We start from the raw sequence: 16,403 nt of genomic DNA, 5'->3' as shown, positions 1-16,403 counted from the left end.
GGGCCTGTCATTAATTTCGTGTTCAAGGCATATCATTCTCCCCAGGAGAACCTATGCCTCGCAAACCGAAAGCTACGCCGGCAGAACTGCCGGTGATCCCCGCTGAGCTGCTTGAGAAGTTCGGCAACGGGCCGATGACGGCCGAAGCGATCAACGCCGCGACGTTGTCCTTGAAGAAGGCGCTGATCGAGCGGGCGCTGGGTGGCGAGATGAGCCATCATCTCGGCTACACGTCCGGTGCTGCAAAGCCCGCGGCCGTCACCAATCAGCGCAATGGCACGGGCGCCAAGACAGTCCTGACCGAGGACGGTCCGATCCGTATCGAGATCCCACGCGATCGCGACGGTAGTTTCGAACCGCTGCTGATTCCCAAGCACGAACGGCGCTTCACGGGTTTCGATGACAAGATCGTCGCCATGTATGCCCGGGGTATGACCGTGCGTGAGATACAAGGCTTTCTGCTCGAACAGTATGGCACCGACGTCTCGCCTGATTTCATCAGCTCGGTTACCGACGAGGTCATGGCCGAAGTGACGGCCTGGCAGGGCCGCCCGCTTGAGCCGATGTATCCGGTGGTGTTCTTCGACGCATTGCGGGTCAAGATCCGCGAAGACGCCGTGGTGCGCAACAAGGCGATCTACCTTGCGCTGGGCATTCTTCCCGACGGCACACGCGATATCCTCGGCCTGTGGATCGAGAACACCGAGGGCGCCAAGTTCTGGATGAAGGTGTTCAACGACCTCAGGACGCGCGGCGTCAACGACATCCTGATCGCCGTCACCGATGGTCTGAAGGGTATGCCCGAGGCGCTGGCGGCAGTGTTTCCGGCCACCACGCTGCAGACCTGCATTGTTCACCTGATCCGCAACAGCCTCGATTACGCGAGCTGGAAGGACCGCAGGGGCCTGGCCGCAGCGATCCGCCCGATCTACACCGCGCCCAGCGCGGAAGCGGCGCAGGCGGAACTCGATGCATTTGCTGATGGGCCATGGGGGCAGAAATTCCCGCCGGTCAGCGCGGCGTGGCGCAACGCCTGGGATCGCGTAATTCCGTTCTTTGCGTTTCCACCGTCGGTTCGCAAGGTGATATACACGACGAACGCCATTGAGAACATCAACTCGCAGTTGCGCAAGATCATCAAAACGCGGGGCCACTTCCCGACCGACGAGGCTGCGACGAAGCTCATCTGGCTTGCATTGCGTAACATCACTGCCGATTGGGGGCGTGCGGCTCATGACTGGAAGGCCGCCATGAACCAGTTCGCCATACTTTATGAGGACCGATTCGTTCGACCATCCGTGTAATTCTCAACCCGCCTTGAACACGGAAATTCTGACACCCCCTGTCAATCGCCTTGACTGGCTTGCATGTGTTTTAGCGGTTTTCCGAAGGCTTAATCCTGAATCCAGAATCACAGCGTGGTGGCTCGGGCGTCTTGCGTCCGCGCCCAGCAACGTCACGCGTCCTGCTGTATAACCACCGTTCCGACCAAAAACCGCAACCGCTCAACCATGCCCCACTACTTCTACGACCCCGCCACCGGTCACGGCCTCCCGCACGACCCGTTCAAGGCCATCGTCGCCCCGCGCCTGATCGGCTGGATTTCCTCACGCGCCGCCGACGGCACCCTGAACCTCGCGCCCTACAGCTTCTTCGGTGCGTTCGCCAGCTTCCCGCCGATCATCGGTTTCTGCAGCGAAGGCCGTAAAGACAGCATCGCCAACATCGAAGCTACCGGCGAATTCGTCTGGAATCTGTCCAGCAAGCCGCTCGCTGAACAGATGAACCGTTCGTCCGCACCGGTCGCGCCGCACGTCGACGAATTCGAACTCGCCGGCCTGACGCCCGCACCCGGTCGCAATGTCGCCGTGCCGCATGTTGCCGAATCGCCGGCTGCGCTCGAATGCAAGCTGCTGCAAGTAGTCCGTCTTCACACGCTCGAGGGCAAGCCAATGGACAACTACCTGTCGCTCGGGCAGGTGGTGGGTGTCCACATCAACGAGGCCTACCTGAAAGACGGTCTGTTCGACACCCACGCCGCGCAGCCGATCATGCGCGCCGGCTACCGTGCGGACTACGCAGAAATCGGCGAGATGTTCCAGATGTTCCGCCCGACAGCATAAGCATCAGAACGTTTGAAGCGCCTCGTGCCGCGCAATGCGGAGTGAGGCCACCCGATCGCCCCAGCGAAACGCAAAGCCGGAGGCCGCCAGCTGGCCCGCTTGATGCTTGCAACCGACGCTCAACGCGTCGTTTTCAACTGCCGGCTCACTCAAGAGGAGCGCGATCATGTCCACCGAATTCGCCACGCAGTTCAGCCATGTCCGTCCGCAAGACACGTCCTACGTGGATCAGGGTCTGCGCGATTTTTTTCTGTACCGTGATTTAGGCATCGCGCAGGCAACCGGCGGCAAGGTGCTCGCGCAACTCGTCAAGGCGAATCACGCACCAGAGCAAGGCACGGGTTGGCACCGCCATGAGGCCGATTTCCACATTGTGATCATGCTGAAGGGTTGGGCGCGGTTCATGTATGGCGACAAGGAGACGCTCGTCGCCGCGGGCGATTGCGTGCACCAGGCGCCGGGCATCGTCCACTATCTGTTCGATTACTCGGAAGATATGGAGTACATCGAAATCGTGTCGCCGGCCGACTTCAAATCCATCGAAGTCGAAGGTCCGTGCGACGTGCCGGCGGTGCAGCCGTGGAAGGGCGTCGCGGCTTGACTCACGATTGCGTTGCGGGTGGCCGCCGGCGCGGCGCTCGTGACGCCTGTTGCGGTTTCGCGGCGGAGCCGGTTCCGTTCGGTGTGGCGGCAGTCACGCGGGTATCCGTGACGATATCGACCACTGCCGCAGCAGCCGGCGCGGCCGCCGTCACCTCGGAAGCCACCGCCGCCGACACCGGCTGAATCGTGCGCGCCCGCGAATTCGCCACCACCGCGCGCGGTTCATTGTCGTAAATCACCGCCCGCACGCGTGGATAAATTTGCCGCTCCCACCGGTGCCCGTTGAATACACCGTAATGCCCCACGCCGGTTTGCACATGATGCGTCTTTAGATACGGCCTTAATTTGTCGCACATGTCCTGCGCGGCGAGCGTCTGCCCGACCGCGCAGATATCGTCCTTCTCGCCTTCCACGGTCAGCAGCGCCGTGCGACGGATTTTTGAAGGCTCCACAAGCCGCTCCCCCACCGTGAGCTCATGCAACGGCAGTGCATGTCGTTGAAAAACCGTATCGACCGTCTCCAGATAGAAATCGGCCGTCAGGTCCATTGTCGCGAAGTATTCTTCGTAGAAAGTGCGGATCGTGTCGGCCTTCGCCGGATCGCCTTTGGCGCGCTCGTAATGCATCGTCTCGAACGAGTCGAGATGACGGCCGAGGTTCATCGACATAAACGCGGTCAGCTGCACGAAGCCGGGATACACGCGACGATGCGCGCCCGCAAAACCAAACGGCACCGCGCTGATCAGGTTCTGCTCGAACCACTCGATCGGCTTGCTTTTAGCCAGCTCATTGACGCGTGTCGGGTTGATACGCGTGTCGAGCGGACCCGCCATCAGCGTCATGCTGGCGGGTTGCGCGGGATTGTCGTCGGCGGCCATGAGGGCGACCGCGGCCAACGCGGCGACGGTCGGCTGACACACCGCCAGGAGGTGCGCGCCCGGCCCGATCGTCTCGCTGAAATCGATCACGTGCTGCACGAATTCATCGAAGCCGAAGCGGCCCTGACTCAGCGGCACGTCGCGCGGGTTGTGCCAATCGGTGATGTAGACGTCGTGTTCGGCCAGCATCGTACGAACGGTGCCACGCAGCAGCGTCGCGAAGTGGCCGGACATGGGCGCGATCACCAGCACGCGCGGCTGCGGATGCGAAAGGGAGGCATCCTTACGGAAATGCAGCAGCGAACAGAACGGCGTGTGCGCGGCCACTTCCTCGACGATTCGCACGGCTTGGCCTTCGGTCACCACGCTGTCGATGTCGAACGGCGGCCTGACCGGCGTGAGTCCGGCGAGCGTCAGCAATTCGCAGGTTGCGCGTAGCGAGCGGCCATGCGACGTCTCGCCAAACGCGGGCCACGCGTCGAGCGAATGATTCACCAGCGCCGCGCCGTGCCGCATCGGCAGCATCAGGTCGGCGAAAGCCTGGTATGTGGGATATGCGAACAGGTTCATAACCTTCGCACGAGTGCAGAAAAGGAAGGAGCCCGAATAGAGGCAAGTCATGTGCCAATCGCGCGATTGCACGGGCATGGCCGTGCCTGCACGTTGGCATAGCATTTGCGCCAGTTGTGAAAGCGGGCCGAATTTGCCGCGCTTTGGTGCACCCACGCACGGCAACGTGCATGCGCATGCTCAGGCGCCGGCGGAACGCCTCATCTGGAGGAGAAACGTATGGCGAATACCACGCTCACCATCAGCAGCAAGAATTATTCGTCGTGGTCGCTGCGGGGCTGGTTGCTGACGAAGTTTAGCGGTCTGCCTTTCGAAGAGATCGTGATGCCGATCGACGATCCCGCCGCACGCGCTGAATTGCTGCTGCTTTCGCCGTCGATCCTGGTGCCGTGTCTCTTTCATGACGGCATCAAGATCTGGGACACCCTGGCGATCGCCGAATATCTGAACGAATTGAAACCGGAGGCCGCGCTTTTGCCGAAAGACATTCGCGCGCGAGCACATTGCCGCTCGATTTGCGGCGAGATGCATTCGGGTTTTGCTTCGCTGCGTTCGGCCTTGCCGATGAATCTGAAAGCGCATTTTCCGGGCTTCAAGGTGTGGGCGCGGGCGCAATCGGATATCGACCGCATCGTGACGATCTGGAGCGAGTGCCTGAAGCAGTACGGCGGTCCGTTTCTGTTCGGCGAGCGCAGCGCGGCGGACGCGATGTACGCGCCGGTGGTGACACGCTTCGTGACCTACGACGTCAGGCTGGATCCGGACATTGTCGACTACGGGCAGCGCATCATGGCGCTGCCGGAGATGCAGCAATGGATCGCGGATGCGCAACAGGAAGTGGAAGAGATCGACGAACTGGATGTGGAGTTTTGACGACGACGCAGGCCAATGCCGGTGCGCGGCAGAATGCGCGCACCGGCACACTGACACTAGCTCAATCCCGTCCCGCTTCCAGCTTGAACACGCTAACCACGTGCGCAAGCCGCGCAGCCTGATCGCGCAACTCGGCCGCCGCGAGTTCCGCCTCGCCGACAATCGTCGCATTCTGCTGGGTCGCTTCCCCGATCTGCGTGACGGCAAGATTGACCTGCTCGATGCCGCCCGACTGCTCGCGTGACGCGACGCTGATCTCCGCCATGATGGCGCGCACCTGGCCGACCTGTTGAACGATGCCCTGCATCGTCGAGCTGGCCTCTTCCGCGATCCGGAAGCCGCTTTGAACGGTCGCTGTGGACGCGGCGATCAACTGCTCGATCTCCTTCACCGAAGCCGCGCTGCGTTGCGCGAGCGCACGCACTTCCGAGGCCACCACCGCAAAACCCTTGCCGTGCTCACCGGCGCGCGCGGCTTCTACGGCCGCGTTCAATGCAAGGATATTGGTCTGGAACGCGATGCCTTCGATCACGCTGGTGATCTCGGCAATTTTCTGCGACGAGCGGCTGATCTCGCCCATCGTCGAGACCACGCGTTCGACAGCGCGGCCGCCTTCGAGCGCGGCGTCCGCGGCGTTCGTGACGAGCGTGTTGGCCTGAGCGGCATGGTCGGCGTTCTGCTGCACAGTCGAGGTGATCTGTTCCATGCTGGCCGCCGTTTCTTCGAGGCTGCTCGCCTGCGTGGCGATCCGCGCGGCAATGTTGCCGCTGCCGGCGGCGATCTTTTCGGTGCCTTCCGACATGTCCGTCGACGCATTGCGCACTTGCGAAACAATGCGCGCGAGGCCTTCACCGATGCCGTCGATCGACTGCATCAAGCGGCCGATCTCGTCGGCCCGCGTATTCGCGCCCTTGACGCCCTTGGCCACACGCACACTCAGATCGCCCGAGGCGAAGCGCTCGGACGCCTTTGCGGCTTCATCGAGCGGACGGCTCACGAGACGGCGCACGGCGATCAGGAACACGATCGCGAACGCGCCGACCAGCGCGAAACCGATCAGCAGGAATTTATTGCGCGTGGCGCTCACCTCCGCCATCACCTCGTCGCGCGGCGCGACGCCGCCCACCAGCCATTGCCATTGCGGCACGGTGATGAACGACACGAATTTGTCGCGCGCATCGCGCTCGCCGAGCGTCGCGTCGGCGGAGCTGAATTCGAGCTGGCCTTCCTTCATGTCAAGCATTTGCTGATACGGCGCATTTGCGTTGTCCGCATTCTGGCCGGCGGCCGCCGGGTGCACGATCAGCTTGCCGCGGTCCGCGCCCTTCGAGGCGTTGACCACGAAGTAATAGCCGCTGTCGCCGATTTTCAGTTTGTTGATGCCGTCTTCGACCGACTGGATTTCCTTGTCCACGTTCACGCCGACGAACAGCGCGCCGATCACGCGACCGCTCGCGTCCGTGATCGGCCGATATTGGGTAATCCAGCGCTTGCCAAAGAGCGCCGCAAGCCCTGTATACGATTTGTTCGCGAGAATGGGCGCGTACGCGGGCCCCTTGCGGTCGAGCAGCGTGCCGATCGCGCGCGAGCCGTCCTGTTTCTTCAGGGAAGTCGTCACGCGGACGAAATCGTCGCCACTGCGAGCGAATACGGTGGCCACCGCGCCGCTGCGTTCGAGAAACTGGTCGGGAATCGAGAAGTCCATGTTCAGGACTTTGTCGCCGGCCTTGATGGTTGGCGTGGCGACGCCGTTGACGTCGACTTTCTGACTCTCGTCGAGCGTGTAGCCGGTGGGCAGGAAGCTTGCGAACAGCGACGTCGAGCGATCGACTTCCGCAGAAAGCGCCTCGTCGAACAGCCTGATCATCGCGGCGATCGAACGGTCTTTGTCGGCGATGCGTTGCAGCACCTGATCGCTGACCTGCTGGCCGGCGCTGCGCGTGAGCGCCCACGTAAAAGCGGCAAAAATCAGCGCCACCAGCGCGCACGACAGCACGGCGAGCCGGGCGCCAACACTGGCGCGGCGCAAAGAGAGAAATTCCATGGGTATTCGGCGTAAAGGAAGACATGTGGTGGGTAAACCATGCGAATGCATGGTTTACCCCAATGTCATGATTACGGCCGAATTGCACACATCTTTAACGATTTTGAAGGCTTTTCGTAATATAGCGACGTATATTGCCGTCAACGTGCCGATGCACCGCGCCAGGTGCGCAGCAGGAGTGCATTGGTGACGACGCTGACGCTGGAGAACGCCATCGCCGCACCGGCTAGCATCGGGTTCAGCAAGCCGAAGGCGGCCAGCGGAATGCCGATCAGGTTGTAGACGAACGCCCAGAACAGGTTCTGCTGGATCTTGCGCCAGGTCCGGCGCGAAATGTCGATGGCGTCGGCCACCAGCGCCGGGTCGCCGCGCATTAGTGTGATGCCGGCCGCCTGCATCGCGACGTCGGTGCCGGTGGCCATGGCGATGCCGATATCGGCGGCGGCGAGCGCGGGGGCGTCGTTGATGCCGTCGCCCACCATCGCGACGATACCGGCGCTACGGATCTTCAGATCGTGGATCACACGAGCCTTGTCGTCAGGCAGCACTTCGGCATGGAATTCGGCGATGCCGAGCGCCTCGGCGACGCTCTCCGCGCTACCGTGGTTGTCACCGGTGACGAGCACGCTTTTGATGCCCATTTGGGCGAGCCGCTCGACGGCCGCGCGCGCGCTCGGTTTGACGGTGTCGCCGAAGGCGATCAGCGCGAGCGCGGCGGGTGCAAGCGGCGCTCGCTGCATGAGCCAGGAGACGGTGTTGCCGGCGGCTTCGAGCTGCTTTGCGCGCTCGGCGAATTGCGCCGGCAACACGATACCGAGCTCGTTGAGCCAGCGCGTGCTGCCGAGCGCGAGAGTACGGCCATCGACCTCGGCTTCCACGCCGCGTCCGGGTACTGCACGTGCAGCGCTTGCGGTCAGGCGAGCGAGCCGCGAGCCCGTCGCGACCTTGGCGGGCAATTCTTCAACTGCGTTACCGTCTCGCGGATCGTCCGCCTGGGGTGCCTCATGCGCTTTCACCACGGCCCGCGCCAATGGATGATCGCTATGCCGCTGCACGGCTGCGGCGAGCGCCAGCGCCTCGTCGCGCCCGATCGCGCCGATCGCCTCGAACGCCGTGACCGACGGTTGCCCGAGCGTCAGCGTGCCGGTTTTGTCGAATGCGACGATATTCACCCGATGCGCGGTTTCCAGCGCCTCAGCGTCCTTGATCAGCACGCCGCGCCGCGCGGCTACGCCGGTGCCGGCCATGATGGCCGCGGGCGTAGCGAGTCCGAGCGCGCACGGGCAGGCGATCACCAGCACGGCGACCGCGTTCAGAATCGCGGTCTCGCCCCCGGCGCCGGCAATCAGCCAGCCCACCAGCGTGAGCGCCGCAATCGCCAGGATCGCCGGCACGAAGATTTCGCTGACGCGGTCGACCAGACGTTGGATCGGCGCCTTCTCTGCCTGCGCGCTTTCCACGAGGCGGATGATTCGGGCAAGCGTGGTTTCCGCGCCGATCGCGGTGGTCGTCACCGCGATCGCGCCTTCGCCGTTGATCGAACCGGCGGTAACCGGATCGGCTGCCTGCTTCGGCACCGGCAGGCTTTCGCCGGTAATCAGCGATTCGTCGATATGGGTGCGGCCTTCGAGCACCGCGCCGTCGACCGGCACGCGTTCGCCGGGACGCACGATCACCACCGTGCCGACTCGCACTTGCGCGAGCGGCACTTCCCGTTCGTCGGCGCCGACGCGGATGCGCGCGCGCTCAGGGCGCAACGCGTTGAGCGCGCGAATCGCGTCCGTGGTCTGCCGCTTGGCGCGCGCTTCGAGCCATTTGCCGAAGCGCACCAGCGTGATCACCACCGCCGATGCTTCGAAGTACAGATGCGTCATGTCGCCCCGATGAGTCGCCAGTTCGTAGACGCTGATCCCATAAGCCGCCGACGTACCGAGCGCCACCAGCAAGTCCATGTTCCCGGCGCCGGCCCGCACCGCACGGTAGGCCGCGCGATAGAAGCGCGCGCCGAACACGAACTGCACGATCGAGGCGAGGCCGAATTGCAGCCAGGGGGAAAGCATCGTATGCAAGCCGAACCATTCGCCGACCATCGGCAGGACGAGCGGCAGCGTCAGCACGGCGGAGGCGAGCACGGCAGCCAGTTCGCGGCGCGTCTGGTTGCGTTTGCTGTCGGCGGCGGAGGCGAGGGCGGCAGCGTCGGCGCCGGATGCCGGCGCGTCCGGCGGCGCAATCAGCGTCGCCTCGTAGCCCGCTTTCCTGACCGCTGCGATGAGTGCGTCGGGGTCGGCATCTGCGCCTGTCTGGTCTGGTTTGACGGTCGCCGTTTCAGTGGCCAGATTCACCGATACGCTCGCGACGCCTGACACCTTCCCTAGCGCCTTCTCCACGCGCATCGCGCATGCGGCGCAGGTCATTCCGCCGATTGCCAGTTCGGTGACTTGCTGGGTTTGCGGCGGCAGCGTCACGTCCGGACGCACAGACAGCGTGGCTTCATAGCCCGCCTTGCGCACGGCGCCGGCCAGCGTTTCGGGGTCGACCGCGACGCCGCTGTCGATACTGGCCTTCTCAGTGGCGAGATTCACGGAGGCGCGCGTGACGCCCGGCACTTTGGCAAGCGCCTTTTCGACGCGCATCGCGCACGAGGCGCAGGTCATCCCGCCGATGTCGAGTTCGGTGGTTCTGGAGGGTGTAGCGTCCGCGGGACGCGGGGGCGTGGCAAGTTCGGTCATGGTAGGCAAGGCTCGTCGCAGCATTGGGCCGCATCATGAACCGAGTATTGACCTTCCCATGATGGGAAGGTCAAGGATGTTTTTGCCGCACTCTACGGTTGATCAGGCCGATGGGCCAAAAAGCTGATTCAGAATGGCGGCGGTGCGTCCAGCATTGCCTGGCCAACGGCTTTCTGTTCGTCGCTGGCGCGCGCCAGCAGGGTTTCGGCTGCACCGCGCCGGTCGGCGGCTTCCTTGTTCTGGCCGAGTTTCCATTTGCCGACCAGGCGCGTGACTTCGATCTCCAGACCGACGATCGCCCCCAGCATCTGGGCGATATAGTCGGCCGGCGCGTCGCCCATCTTCCAGGGCACCGGCTCGCCTGCCTCCATCTTGCGGGTGAGCCGCGCGACGAGGCCGCGCAGGAACGCTTCGTCCTCGTGTACGACGATCCGGCCGTGCGCATGCACCACCATATAGTTGTAAGTCGGCACCTGACGATGTGTCTCGTGCTTGCTCGGATACCAGGTCGGCGAGATATAGGCGGCGGGGCCCTGGAAAATGACGAGGGTTTCCGGGTTGGCGGCGACTTCCTGCCAGACAGGGTTGGCCCGGGCGACGTGGGCGCGGAGGGTCCCGTGGGTTTGGGCGGGCGTGTCGCTCCCTCCGGGGACGGGTTTTGCGTCGAATTCGAACGGCAAATGGTTCGCGTCGAGTCCGTTCGGGCCATGGGTAACCAGCGTGCCGAACGGCTGCCCGGCGATCAGGCGGTGGAGAACCTCCGGACGGTTCTCTTCAAAATGGGCGGGCATATACATAAAACGCTCCGGGGACAAAAAGACGGCGAGTGACCAGGATGGACGGCCAGCGACGCAGAAACCGGCTCGGGAGTGACAAAACCGTTACACGTACCGCAAATGATGTTCGCGCGTTCGTTACAAAGCGCTATTGCTGCCTTTGCGCTTGCCTGGCGAACAAGGATACGATACAACCCGATGTTGTCGGCAACACAAGCTGCGGACTCGCTGCGTTCGGCTTTGGGAGGCCGCGCAAACAGGTTTCGCCGCACGCCGGCATCTCCCTTAGGACCGCACGTTCTGCCACCTGAACGAATGATAAAAAATCGCCAAGAACTGTTTTCGCTTCACTGGACCTGCGCGTCGCTCGCAGGCCTCGCATTTCTGGCCGGTTGCGCGTCGGCTCCGTCCACGACGCAAAAAACCACCGGCTGGATCAAGGACGAAGTCGCCGATTCGTATGTGTTCGGCTATCCGCTGGTGCTGATGGGTGTCGCGCGCGACGCGGCGGTTGGCACCGATCCGGGCCAGGCGCCGCTCAATACCTTGCGCAACGCGCAGGCCTTGCCGCCGATCGGCGCGGCCAATCCGCTGCAGCCGAGCCTCGATACGCTCGATTCGACCGGCTGGCTGGACGTCGGCAGCGAGCCGGTGATCGTGTCGCTGCCCGACTCGCGTGGCCGCTATGTCGATGCCCGCGTGCTCGACATGTGGACCAACGTGGTGTGGTCGACCAGTTCACAGTTCACCACCCGCGCCGCAGGCATCAAGGCGCAAACGATTGCCTTCGTCGGCCCGGGCTGGCAGGGCGATTTGCCCAAGGGCGTCACGCGCGTCGACGTGCCGACCCGCAACGCATGGGTGAGCGTGCGAATCCAGTCGAACGGCACCCGCGACCTCACAGCGGTGCGCAAGCTGCAGCGCGCCATTCGCGTCGCGCCGCTGAGCGTCTACGCAGGAGGTACGCGCTCGGCGTCGATTGCGCCGCCGCGCAGTACCGCCGCCGATGCCGCAGCAGCCGCTTCCGGCACACCGGCCGCGCAGGTTGCCGCACTCGACGCGAACGGCTTTTTCAGCCGGCTCGCGCAGGCGTTGTCGGACAACCCGCCGACGCCGGCTGACCCGCATGCGCTGAAAATCCTTTCCGACTTCGGCGTGACGCCGGGCGACCCGGTGAAGCTGCCGAACTCGCCCGATGTGATTGCCGCGGGTCTTGCCGACGGTCACGAGCGCGTCGTCACGCCGCCATCCAATCTGCTGAGCGGCAACGGCTGGAGCTGGTTTGGTGACGGCGTCGGCAGCTACGGCACGGACTACGCGATGCGGGCATACGCTGCGGCGACCCAGTCAGGCATCGGCACGAAGGACGATGAAGTGCGCGCGGTTGTCACCCAGGACAGCGACGGTCATGCGCTCAACGGCGCGAACCGCTATGTGATCCACTTCGCGCCGAACCAGTTGCCGCCAGTGCGTGGTTTCTGGTCGATCACCGCCTACACGAAGGACGGTGCGTTGGGCGAAAGCGCGCCGGCGCGTCTGGCGGTTGGCGATCGCAACGGCGCGCGCCGCAATCGCGACGGTTCGCTCGACGTAACGGTGTCGTCGGTGCGCAGCAAGAGCGGCAATTGGCTGCCTGCGCCGCGCGCCGATCTGCAACTGGTGTTGCGCCTGTACGCGCCGAAGCCGCAAGCGACTGACGGCAGCTGGCAACCGCCGGCCGTCGTGCGTCAGTGAATGGCTGCAGTGAAACTCGCTGATGAAATGCATCGGCGATATGCGACGCGACTGTGACAGCCACACATGACTGACGCATAAATCCGCTCATGTCCGCCGCCTCGTGCCGGCGGACATGAGCGGCTGCAGCATGCAACAATGTGTAAGCTGCGCCTGACATTGCTATCCCACGTAAGATTCACCACTTATACTGCCGCTTGCGGGATTTTCGTTTCGCGGCGGGCTTGCCGCCGCATTACCCAAGACCGAGCATGGCAAGCCTCAACAAAGCATCAATCGCCTCTTCCATGCAGACCGTGCGCGATGTCGCGCAGTCACGCCGTACCCGGCGTGTCATCACCGGTCTGCTGATCTTCCTCGTATTGTTCGGTCTGCTGGGCTTTTTCGCGGCGCCGCCGTTGATTCGCCACATTGCCGAACAGCAACTCAGCAAACAACTCGACCGGCCCGCCACGATCGGCCGCATCGCGCTCAATCCGTATACGCTCAAACTCGAAGCCGATCGCGTGCATATCGGCGAACGTGGCGGCGCGGGTGATTTCGTCGATATTTCGCGGCTCATCGTGAAGCCTTCGTGGAGTTCGCTGTTTCGCGCAGCGCCGATCATCGACGAAGTGCAACTTGATTCGCCGCGTTTTCATATCGTTCGCTATGATGCGCAGCGCTTCAATTTCACCGACCTGATCGAAAAATTCTCGAAGCAGCCGGCCAAGCCCGATAGCAAGCCGACGCTCTTTTCGGTGTCGAACATTCGCCTCGAAAACGGCCAGATCACTTTCGACGACAAGCTGCTTGGCGTCACACACGTGATCGATCAATGGAAGCTGGGTATTCCATTTATCGCCACGCTGCCTTCGAAAACGGACATCTTCGTCGAGCCCTTGCTGCGTGCGCGTATCGACGGCAGTCCGCTCGCTATCGACGGCAAGACCAAGCCGTTTGCCGCGTCGCGCGAATCGGAAGTGTCGCTGCGCTTCGACGGGCTCGACGTTCCGCGTCTGATTTCCTACGCGCCGACCAAGCTGCCGGTGATTGTGCAGAGCGGCAAACTGTCCACCGACCTGAAGCTCAACTTCGTGGTGTCCAACGACGCGCCTTCGTTGCGCGTGGCGGGTACCGTCGATTTGAACGACGTGGACGTGCGCGATCAGAGCAAGGCGCCGTTCTTCGCGGCGCGCACGGTGCATGTGGCTGCCGCGACGCTCGAGCCGCTGAAGAACCTGTATCACTTCGACGACATCCGCATCGACGCGCCGAGCACAAGCCTCGCACGCGACAAAGACGGTGTGCTGAGCGTCGAGCGGATGTTCACGCCCGCGCCCGCTGCAGGAGAATCCGCAGCGGCGCCGGGGGCCACGACGGCTAAAGACGCTGCCAGCGCCCCAGTCGCGGCATCCGGCGCAAGTGCCACCGGGAAAACCGCCGAGCCTCTGGATCTCTCGATCAAACAGCTTGCGATCAACGACGGCACCATCAACGTTCACGACGAAGCCGCTTCGCGGCCGGTCGACCTCGGTCTGCAAAAACTGGCCGTCACGCTGACGGATTTCTCGACGCTCGCGACCGCACCCGCGCATTACACGCTCAATACCGGCTTCAAGGACACTGCCGGCTCGCTTGGCGTGGCCGGCGCGTTCGGCCTTGTCGCCAAGACCGCCAGCGCGAAGCTCGATCTGAAGTCGCTGCCGTTGCCGCCGCTGCAGCCGTATCTCGACACGGCGACCGCGGCGCAAGTCGTTGACGGCGCGCTTTCCGCCAACGTGAACGTCGATGCCAACTGGTCGAAGTCGCCGGCCGCTGTCATGGTCAGCGATTCGCAACTGGATCTGCAGTCGCTCAAACTCGCGGCGCGCGGCAGCAAGGCGCCTGTGGTCTCGCTCGCGCAAGGCACAGTGACGGTCAAGCAGGTGGACGTGGCGGGACGCACGGCCGATATCACCGGTGTCGACACAACCGGGCTGGTGGTCAATGCGCAGCGTCTGAAAGACGGCAGCATCGACCTCGCGGCGCTCGCCGGTCCGCATCAGGTCGAACAGCAGCGCACCGCGATCCACGCGGCGAAGAAAGCAGAGGCGGAAGGCCCCGCCTGGCACTACAAGATCGGCGAACTCAACCTGAAAGACGCAACCGCGAATTTCACCGACAACACCACGCCGAATCCCGTGAAGCTGAGCGTGACGCCGCTGCAGTTGAAGGTGCAGCAGATCAGCGACGATCTGAGCAAGCCCTTGCCGATCGATCTGCAAGCGACGCTCAACAAGAAGGGCACGCTCGGCGTAAAAGGCGATGTCACGGCGACGCCGCTCAAGGTGGCTGTCAAAGTGAACGCGAACCGCCTGGATGCGGCGGCCTTCGAACCGTACTTCGGCAGCAAGCTGAATGCGCTGATCGCAAGCGCGTTGCTCAACGCGAACGGAGATCTCGCGCTGAGCCAGGCGAAGGCGTTGAAAGCAACCTATCGTGGCGATGTCGCGCTGGTCGAAGTGCGGATGCTGGATAAGGCGACATCCGATCCGTTCGCGGGTTGGGGCTCGCTCGCGCTGACCAACCTGAAAGCCGACTATGACGAGCACGGCACGGTGGTCGACGCCGGCCGCGTCACGTTCACGAAGTTCTATGGGCGTGTGCTGCTCGACGCACAAGGCAAGCTGAATCTCAAGGACGTCGTGGCGCATGAAAGCGGCGCGGCGCAATCGCTGACACGCGACAAGAGTGGCAAGGAACCGGTGCCGTTGACGCCGCAAGCGGCATCGGCACCGGAGGTGGCCTCCGCGCCGGTGCCGGCGTCGTCCGCTGCGTCCACCACGGTCACGGCCGCAACGCCGCCGCAAAGCCCCGTCAAACTGCACTTCGGCCAACTGGTGCTGCAACAGGGCCGTGTGACCTACACCGACAACTTCATCAAACCGAATTTCACGGCGAACCTGGTCGGCATTCAAGGCACGGTCGGCGCGTTCGGCACGCAATCGACCACACCGGCACCCGTGGACATTGCCGCGAAACTGGCGGCCAATGGCCCGTTGTCGATTCGTGGCACGGTCAATCCATTGATCGCGAAACCGGCGCTCGATCTGACGGCGAGCGCGCACGATATCGAACTCACCAACCTCACGCCGTATTCGGCGAAATACGCCGGGTATCCGATCACCAAGGGCAAGCTGAACGTCGATCTGCACTACAAGCTCGATAACGATCAGTTGAACGCGAACAACCACATTTTCATCGACCAGCTCACGTTCGGCGATCACGTCGACAACAATACGGCGACCAAGCTGCCGGTGCGTCTCGCGATCTCGCTCCTGAAAAACTCACGTGGCGAAATCGATGTGAACCTTCCGGTGTCGGGATCATTGTCGAATCCTGAGTTCAGCATTGGCGGTTTGATCTGGCATGCGGTGCTCAATCTGCTGCAGAAGGCCGTGACCGCGCCGTTCTCGCTGATCGCCAATGCGTTCGGCGGCAGTGGCGAGGAGATGGGCTATGTCGAATTCGAACCTGGCTCGGCGACACTGTCGGACGCTGCGGACAAGAAGCTCGACAGCATCGTGAAGGCGCTGGCCGACAAGAGTTCGATCCGTATCGATCTGATTGGCCGCGTCGACCCGGCGGTCGACGAACCTGGTCTGCGGGCGCAATACGTGGAACGCCAGGTCAAGCAGCAGAAGATCAAGGACGTGGTGGGCAATGGCGAGAGCGTGGATCTGTCGACCATTAGCGTGGATCCGAAGGAGTACGACAAGTACTTGACCAAGGCCTACAAGGCGGCCGACTTCAAGAAGCCGCGCAATTTTGTCGGCCTGACGAAGAGCCTGCCGGACGACGAGATGAAGGCCGCGATGGCCGCCAACGCGCCGATCAACGACACCAGCTTGCGTGATCTCGCGCAGCAACGGGCGCAAGCCGTGCAGCAGTATTTCGAAGGCAAGATCGACAGCAGCCGCGTGTTTGTCGTCGCACCGAAGCTGAACGCGGATGGCATCAAGGACAAGGGCGCGACGACGCGGGCGGACTTCGGCCTGAAGTGAGGCAGGCGTTGTGGGTTGCGAGGCGAGCTGATCTGTATTTGTCAGCTC

At 63.2% G+C, this 16,403-nt stretch carries 10 protein-coding genes; 6 read left to right on the top strand and 4 right to left on the bottom strand.

All coding sequences use genetic code 11. The features are described from left to right. Positions 1-53 precede the first annotated feature (53 nt). The 3 genes from BCY88_RS33305 to BCY88_RS33295 all read left to right on the top strand — a co-directional run bounded on the left by BCY88_RS33305 (position 54) and on the right by BCY88_RS33295 (position 2,724). Positions 54-1,304, top strand: coding sequence for an IS256 family transposase (locus BCY88_RS33305; protein WP_120342987.1), 1,251 nt, complete (start codon positions 54-56; stop codon positions 1,302-1,304). Between the two features lie 207 nt (positions 1,305-1,511). Then, entirely contained in the window at positions 1,512-2,123 is a 612-nt protein-coding gene (locus BCY88_RS33300) for a flavin reductase family protein (RefSeq protein ID WP_120348370.1), read from the top strand. A 166-nt stretch (positions 2,124-2,289) separates the two neighbouring features. Beyond that, on the top strand, positions 2,290-2,724 hold the full coding sequence (locus tag BCY88_RS33295; RefSeq protein WP_120348369.1) for a cupin domain-containing protein: 435 nt from the start codon (positions 2,290-2,292) through the stop codon (positions 2,722-2,724). Between the two features lies 1 nt (position 2,725). On the opposite strand, the gene BCY88_RS33290 is transcribed toward BCY88_RS33295, so the two are convergent. Then, complete coding sequence (locus BCY88_RS33290; protein ID WP_120348372.1) at positions 2,726-4,174, bottom strand: polyhydroxyalkanoate depolymerase; 1,449 nt, start codon at positions 4,172-4,174, stop codon at positions 2,726-2,728. A 219-nt stretch (positions 4,175-4,393) separates the two neighbouring features. Between BCY88_RS33290 and BCY88_RS33285 the strand changes: the two genes are divergently transcribed. Continuing rightward, positions 4,394-5,047, top strand: coding sequence for a glutathione S-transferase family protein (locus BCY88_RS33285; protein WP_120348368.1), 654 nt, complete (start codon positions 4,394-4,396; stop codon positions 5,045-5,047). A 61-nt stretch (positions 5,048-5,108) separates the two neighbouring features. On the opposite strand, the gene BCY88_RS33280 is transcribed toward BCY88_RS33285, so the two are convergent. The 3 genes from BCY88_RS33280 to BCY88_RS33270 all read right to left on the bottom strand — a co-directional run bounded on the left by BCY88_RS33280 (position 5,109) and on the right by BCY88_RS33270 (position 10,617). Further along, entirely contained in the window at positions 5,109-7,091 is a 1,983-nt protein-coding gene (locus BCY88_RS33280) for a methyl-accepting chemotaxis protein (protein WP_120348367.1), read from the bottom strand. Between the two features lie 140 nt (positions 7,092-7,231). Continuing rightward, complete coding sequence (locus BCY88_RS33275) at positions 7,232-9,820, bottom strand: heavy metal translocating P-type ATPase (RefSeq protein ID WP_120348366.1); 2,589 nt, start codon at positions 9,818-9,820, stop codon at positions 7,232-7,234. Between the two features lie 128 nt (positions 9,821-9,948). Further along, positions 9,949-10,617 carry an FMN-binding negative transcriptional regulator gene (locus BCY88_RS33270; protein WP_120348365.1) on the bottom strand — a complete coding sequence of 223 codons (669 nt, stop codon included), beginning with the start codon at positions 10,615-10,617 and terminating at the stop codon, positions 9,949-9,951. 294 nt (positions 10,618-10,911) lie between these two features. On the opposite strand from BCY88_RS33270, the gene BCY88_RS33265 reads away from it, so the two are divergent. Then, complete coding sequence (locus BCY88_RS33265) at positions 10,912-12,330, top strand: DUF1254 domain-containing protein (protein ID WP_120348364.1); 1,419 nt, start codon at positions 10,912-10,914, stop codon at positions 12,328-12,330. Positions 12,331-12,581: 251 nt separating this feature from the next. After that, the gene (locus BCY88_RS33260) at positions 12,582-16,355 is read left to right on the top strand and encodes a DUF748 domain-containing protein (protein WP_120348363.1); all 3,774 of its coding nucleotides are present in this window, start codon (positions 12,582-12,584) and stop codon (positions 16,353-16,355) included. Positions 16,356-16,403 lie beyond the last annotated feature (48 nt).

Source organism: Paraburkholderia fungorum (assembly GCF_003610895.1).
Classification (GTDB): Bacteria; Pseudomonadota; Gammaproteobacteria; order Burkholderiales; family Burkholderiaceae; genus Paraburkholderia; species Paraburkholderia fungorum_B.
Note: the sequence above shows the minus strand (reverse complement) of the source record. Positions and strands in the feature narration are given on the sequence as shown.

What these genes read in the sequence shown, in the direction of transcription:
- BCY88_RS33265 (WP_120348364.1), top strand. Translation starts at nt 10,912, where the DNA reads ATGATAAAAAATCGCCAAGAACTGTTTTCGCTTCACTGGACCTGCGCG.
- BCY88_RS33275 (WP_120348366.1), bottom strand. Translation starts at nt 9,820, where the DNA reads ATGACCGAACTTGCCACGCCCCCGCGTCCCGCGGACGCTACACCCTCC.
- BCY88_RS33300 (WP_120348370.1), top strand. Translation starts at nt 1,512, where the DNA reads ATGCCCCACTACTTCTACGACCCCGCCACCGGTCACGGCCTCCCGCAC.
- BCY88_RS33285 (WP_120348368.1), top strand. Translation starts at nt 4,394, where the DNA reads ATGGCGAATACCACGCTCACCATCAGCAGCAAGAATTATTCGTCGTGG.
- BCY88_RS33295 (WP_120348369.1), top strand. Translation starts at nt 2,290, where the DNA reads ATGTCCACCGAATTCGCCACGCAGTTCAGCCATGTCCGTCCGCAAGAC.
- BCY88_RS33290 (WP_120348372.1), bottom strand. Translation starts at nt 4,174, where the DNA reads ATGAACCTGTTCGCATATCCCACATACCAGGCTTTCGCCGACCTGATG.
- BCY88_RS33270 (WP_120348365.1), bottom strand. Translation starts at nt 10,617, where the DNA reads ATGTATATGCCCGCCCATTTTGAAGAGAACCGTCCGGAGGTTCTCCAC.
- BCY88_RS33305 (WP_120342987.1), top strand. Translation starts at nt 54, where the DNA reads ATGCCTCGCAAACCGAAAGCTACGCCGGCAGAACTGCCGGTGATCCCC.
- BCY88_RS33260 (WP_120348363.1), top strand. Translation starts at nt 12,582, where the DNA reads ATGGCAAGCCTCAACAAAGCATCAATCGCCTCTTCCATGCAGACCGTG.
- BCY88_RS33280 (WP_120348367.1), bottom strand. Translation starts at nt 7,091, where the DNA reads ATGGAATTTCTCTCTTTGCGCCGCGCCAGTGTTGGCGCCCGGCTCGCC.